Source organism: Neorhizobium huautlense, from assembly GCF_002968575.1.
GTDB lineage: Bacteria > Pseudomonadota > Alphaproteobacteria > Rhizobiales > Rhizobiaceae > Neorhizobium > Neorhizobium huautlense.
This window is the reverse complement of the sequence record NZ_PVBM01000067.1, coordinates 1-4,461: the sequence shown is the minus strand read 5'-3', so window position 1 is coordinate 4,461 and position 4,461 is coordinate 1. Positions and strand designations below refer to the sequence as shown.

4 protein-coding genes and 4 pseudogenes are annotated in these 4,461 nt (G+C 56.2%); 6 read left to right on the top strand and 2 right to left on the bottom strand.

The genetic code is table 11. The features are described from left to right. Positions 1-16: 16 nt before the first annotated feature. Positions 17-226 (bottom strand): hypothetical protein, encoded by a 210-nt coding sequence (locus C5L12_RS28285; RefSeq protein WP_157949142.1) that lies wholly within the window; start codon positions 224-226, stop codon positions 17-19. On the opposite strand from C5L12_RS28285, the pseudogene C5L12_RS28515 reads away from it, so the two are divergent. The 4 genes and pseudogenes from C5L12_RS28515 to C5L12_RS29175 all read left to right on the top strand — a co-directional run. Further along, positions 122-445, top strand: a pseudogene (locus C5L12_RS28515) (nitrogenase component 1); the annotation flags it as partial. The gene C5L12_RS28285 and the pseudogene C5L12_RS28515 overlap by 105 nt on opposite strands. Beyond that, positions 411-893: a nitrogen fixation protein NifX gene (nifX, locus tag C5L12_RS27410; RefSeq protein ID WP_105375133.1), complete on the top strand. Its 483-nt coding sequence runs from the start codon at positions 411-413 to the stop codon at positions 891-893. The pseudogene C5L12_RS28515 and the gene nifX, both read left to right, overlap by 35 nt. A 4-nt stretch (positions 894-897) precedes the next feature. After that, positions 898-1,386: a NifX-associated nitrogen fixation protein gene (locus C5L12_RS27405; RefSeq protein WP_105375132.1), complete on the top strand. Its 489-nt coding sequence runs from the start codon at positions 898-900 to the stop codon at positions 1,384-1,386. A 229-nt stretch (positions 1,387-1,615) separates the two neighbouring features. Then, positions 1,616-1,801 carry a hypothetical protein gene (locus tag C5L12_RS29175; protein WP_157949141.1) on the top strand — a complete coding sequence of 62 codons (186 nt, stop codon included), beginning with the start codon at positions 1,616-1,618 and terminating at the stop codon, positions 1,799-1,801. A gap of 425 nt (positions 1,802-2,226) precedes the next feature. Here C5L12_RS29175 and C5L12_RS27395 read toward each other — a convergent pair. After that, a pseudogene (locus tag C5L12_RS27395) lies at positions 2,227-2,415 on the bottom strand (sigma factor-like helix-turn-helix DNA-binding protein); the annotation flags it as partial. 393 nt (positions 2,416-2,808) lie between these two features. Between C5L12_RS27395 and C5L12_RS27385 the strand changes: the two are divergent. Next, a pseudogene (locus C5L12_RS27385) lies at positions 2,809-3,903 on the top strand (IS3 family transposase). Positions 3,904-4,343: 440 nt separating this feature from the next. Continuing rightward, positions 4,344-4,461, top strand: a pseudogene (locus C5L12_RS27380) (transposase); the annotation flags it as partial.

Below are 4,461 nucleotides of genomic sequence, written 5' to 3'. Positions count from 1 at the left end.
CTTATGACCTGACCCGCTAGAAGCGGCGGTCGGCCTCGCTAAGGCCGGCCGACATGATTTGAACTTGGAGACGCGCGCAATGCCCTCGCTCAAGGCAAAAATCAAGGATGTCTTCGGAGAGCCCGCCGAATCGATCCAGATTGGCGATCTTGGCGATTTCCAAAATCTGGCGGGCGGCGCTGATCTTCTCGTTACACATTCCCACGGTCGCCAGGCGGCGGAGCACCTTGCATTCCTCTCATGCGCGTCGGCTTCCCGGTATTTGATCGTCTCGGCAGCAAACACGAGCTCACAATTCTGCATCGGGGTACGCGCGACATGATTTTCGAGGCGGCAAACATCTTCCAGGCCAACCGACATACGTCATCTCCTGAGATGGTCGATGCGTTGCAGAGGCGGAGTAATCCCGGATGAATTCGGTTCGAGGCCTGTCGCTCGTCGCTGACGAGATGCATCTGCAGCATTCGGGCGCATTGCGCCTCGCGATTGCGACGCAGGATATGAAAACGCAAAATGCCCATTTCGAATCGGCCAAGCACTTTGCAGTCTTCGATGTGACGCGCGACGGCTGGGATTTCCTGGAAGCGGTGAGCTTCGATGAGGTTTCCCACAAAACCGGGAAGCATTGGATCGAGGGCGATGCCCGGATCACACCGAAGGTGAAAGCGTTGAGCGGCTGCCACCTCCTCTTTTGCGTGGCTATCGGCGGACCCTCCGCAGCCAAGGTGGTTTCGGCTAAAATCCATCCGATAAAGGTGGGACACTCCGAACCCATTAAAGACGTACTTTCACGAACCCAGAAAATGCTTAAGACGGCTCCTCCACCGTGGCTGCGCAAGGCGCTGGCGCAAGCAGGCATCGCGGAAAAGAAACCCTTCGAGGACGAGGACTGATCTTATGAAGGAAGTGTTAACCACTGGGGATACGTCTGCTGTCAACGAGCATGAGGCGGTCCTTGCAACCCCATTCGTCAGATGTCTCACGCGGCTGATCCGCGCTCAGGATACCTATGGATGGCAGGACGGCGCATCAGACACGGAGTTGTTGGCCAAGTTCATCGTCACCGAAGAGCAGCGCCGTCAAATCCCGATCATCGGCGATCCCCGATCCGGACATGATGTTGGGCTCAATATCTTTTACACCGCCGGCGGGCTTACAATCGAAACGCGCACCGGTTTGGTGACGACGCCGACTATCATGATCAGCGATAAGGGCTTTGGAAAAGTGCTCCTCACAACCGGTCGGCTGGTCGTGTTCTCGAAAACAGTGCGCGACGTTCACCGATTTGGCTTCGCGACGCTTCCTAAGCTCGCAGAGGCCGGTGCAAAGTTAGTGAACGATGCGATCGCCGCCATCGAAGCCTATCCCGACGTGGCGCGGGCCTGACGGTCGACCGTGAGCGCAACGGAATGGTTGGAGATCACGCTGATGCGATGCTTGATGAGGTGAAACGGCTCACTACCGCGTTGCCAATCAGGTATGCTCGGATTGGCTTGGCTGAAGAATGACAGCGGACATCACGCAATGATGCAGGATGTCGGGATCGCGCTCGCCGGAAAACGATTGCGCGGATAATCTTTATACAGGTGGCGCCAGTGATGTCGGAGACGACATGATGAACCTGCAGATTCATCTCCATCAAGGCGTTCTGCATGTGCTGGATATGAGCTCCCGCATACTCCACCAGCCGTTCTCGCTGGCGCAGATTAGCACGCAAAGTCGCAACCTGGGCACTGGGACGAGAGCATCCGCGCAGCAGGCTATAGGAATGCAACTGGTGAAGACATGCGGCATCGGCTAAGTCCCGCGTGAAAACGTATGGCCCGCCCTGTTTGCAAGTAGTTTTTTAGATTCCTGTGCAGTCTGCTTCAACGTATTCGGTCTCACGGTCACGCCGCGGCCAAGATGGATATCCGCACGTCCAGAGCCACGATAACCAACACGGTTTCAATGAACCATTTCCACGCCTGGACTTTCTGAACGCCGATTGACTGTCAGGCCATCTATATTCCTTCTCGCAAACATCGTGGGCTGCGTGTAAGCGCAGCTAACCCTGTTATGCTGCTGCTACGCCGAAGGTTCTCTCATACGGTTGCTCCTTACGTAAAATCGCCCAGGCAATACGCGCAAGCTTGTTTGCAAGGGCCACGATCGCAACATTACGGTGAATACCGCGGGAAACCAGCGCGCGTAGCCACTGCCCAACAGGCGTATCGCTTTGACTAGGCCCGGAGGTAGAGGCCAGACTGCAAGCCCGGCTTCCTTTGCCCGCAGCAGGTACGTCGAAACCGATGTCTTGCTGATCTTCAGCCGCTCGGAAACGGCACGTATCGATAATCCTTGTTCGAATGTAAGCCGCAGGATCGATCGGATATCCTTCACGTCAGTATGTTTCGCTTGCTTCCGCCTGGGCATCATGTCCTCGCTCAAACCAGGACACAGCTACGGTCGGAAGCTTCCCACAAAACTATCAAAGCCTGTCGGGTCGCTTCGTCATAAATCTGCGCCCGCGTTCGCGACTGCGGTTGCTTGTCCGCCTCCCGCAGCAAACGCATCGCATGTTTGCGATGTATCCCACTGATCGAAACGAACTGATCGAAGGATCTGCGATTTTTCCTCCCGCTTTCCGGCCCCATAGCGCTTTGCCAGAGCAGCACTCAATTACTTTTTCGTCGTCACGCTGATCAGCCTCATCTGATTTGCTCCGCACCCACAAATGCTGGGAGCAAATCAGATGAGGCAACGGCCAACAATCAGGAGCATTTCTCCCGCGGCAATGCGAGTCTCATCCTGATCGTCGCGCTATAGGTGAAGCTGGTCAGGGAACGTGGGGTCACTGTTGCCCAGGCGGCGCGTGAGCTTGATGTCCACGAGAATGTGTTGCGCAAATGGGTTCGGGAATACGGCGACGACCCCAGCCAGTCTTTTCCCGGAAAAGGCCAGATGAAGCCGGAGCAACTTGAGATCGAGCGGTTCCGTCGCGAAGTCGCCAAGCTGAACGCTGAGCGTGATATCCTAAAAGGACCGCAGCCTACTTTGCCAGGGACGCGATATGAAATTCGCATTAATTGCAAGCACTGTTCGATCTGGCCGGTGGCATGGCTGCGAAGCGCTGGGTTTCTCGTTCAGGTTTTCATGCCTGGCTCAATCATTCTCCGAGCGAACACGCCCGCTATGACGAGGTCCTGCTGGACAGGATCACGCAGAGCTTCAAGTCCAGGGACCGCACTTATGGTGCTCGACGGGTCTGGCACGATGTGCTGGAAGAGGGATTCTACTGTGGCCCCCATCGTATAGAGCGACTGATGCGCTTGAATGCGCTCCGGGCCAGGCCAAGACGGCGTGACTTCCCAAAGGATGCCGGCGACCGTGGAGTCATCATGCCGAACGTCCTCGACCGCCAGTTCGTGGCAGAGCGGCCGCGCCAGAAATGTGTGGCCAACTTCACCTGCATCTGGACCGCAGAAGGCTGTCTGTATGTCGCGGCATGATTGACCTCTTCTCACGCCGTGTTGTCGGCTGGTCGATGAATGCCAGCATGACGGCCCAACTCGTCACAGATGCGCTGACCATGGCGATACGGTGTCTGGGAAAACCAGATGCGCTCCTGCATCATTCCGGGGAAGCCACTATACGAGCGAGCAGTTCCAGCGCCTCATGGGCGACCACAGCACCACTTGTTCGATGAGTCGCTCTGGAAATGTCTGGGATTATGCCGCAATGGAGAGCTTCTTCTCATCACTGAAAACGGGGAGAACGGCACGCAAGGTATATAGCACGAGGAACGACGCCAAGGCGGACGTGTTCGATTACATCGAGCGCTTCTACAACCCGAAACGTCGCCACTCGATACTGGGCTATCTCAGCCCCAATGACTTTGAAACCAAGGTGGGAATAGCTTGACCTCGTGCCCGATAAACCGGCAGCAGGCCAAACAATCAAGGAGCATTTCTCGCGAGGCAATCGCCCAGGTGGTGGATCGTCGCGTTAATCCGCTTGAGCTTTATATACAGCTCGACCGCGCGAACTCTGGCTGGATGGGAATACATGAACTACCCTTGGGGGTCCAAGTTTTCGTCCGCATCCCCAATCGGGCTACGCCGGGTCAGTTCAAAGGCAATAACAGCTTGGCGAAGGAACTTATGTCGCCGTACGGACAAATTGTCGCCGCTACTGTTTGGATCGCTGCAAATTGCTCCTCGCCAGCAGGTCCGTACTAATTGCAAAGCTTCCGATCTATGAGTTCGCTCTCGACATTTCCGGCGATGCCGATCTTCTGCGGAAACCTGGAGCAGGTCGGGTGATATATGAACCGATTGTGAAGTGATTGCTGAGCCGCTTGAAAGAAAAGCATCCATTCGGTCGGGGTGGCGCGGCAATATTCGGGCACCGCCGGCCGCATCGAGAACTGTCAGATCGGCGTGTTCGTCGCCTATGCCAGCCGCTTTGGCCAGACGCTGA

What these genes read in the sequence shown, in the direction of transcription:
- nifX (WP_105375133.1), top strand. Translation starts at nt 411, where the DNA reads ATGAATTCGGTTCGAGGCCTGTCGCTCGTCGCTGACGAGATGCATCTG.
- C5L12_RS27405 (WP_105375132.1), top strand. Translation starts at nt 898, where the DNA reads ATGAAGGAAGTGTTAACCACTGGGGATACGTCTGCTGTCAACGAGCAT.
- C5L12_RS29175 (WP_157949141.1), top strand. Translation starts at nt 1,616, where the DNA reads ATGAACCTGCAGATTCATCTCCATCAAGGCGTTCTGCATGTGCTGGAT.